Genomic DNA, 265 nt, shown 5'->3' with positions numbered 1-265 from the left:
AAGCCGTTCGCTTTCGAAGGCAAGCGCCTCAAGATCGCGCAGAACGGGCTCGAGGAACTGTCGCGCCACGTCGACTCGCTCATCGTGATCCCGAACGACAAGCTGATGGCCGTGCTGGGCGAGGACATCTCGATGCTCGACGCCTTCAAGGCTGCCAACGGCGAGCTGCACGGCGCGGTCGCGGGTATCGCCGAAGTGATCAAGTGCCCCGGCCTGGTGAACGTCGACTTCGCGGACGTGCGCACGGTCATGTCCGAGATGGGGA

At 64.2% G+C, this 265-nt stretch carries 1 pseudogene; it reads left to right on the top strand.

What is annotated here, in order from left to right:
• Positions 1 to 265, top strand: a pseudogene (locus tag RYX56_RS23005) (cell division protein FtsZ); the annotation flags it as partial.

Source organism: Alkalihalophilus lindianensis, assembly GCF_032843265.1.
In the GTDB taxonomy this organism is placed as follows: Bacteria; Bacillota; Bacilli; order Bacillales; family Bacillaceae_D; genus Alkalihalophilus; species Alkalihalophilus lindianensis.
The sequence above is the reverse complement of the archived record's forward strand: the minus strand, read 5'-3'. Positions and strand labels throughout refer to the sequence as shown.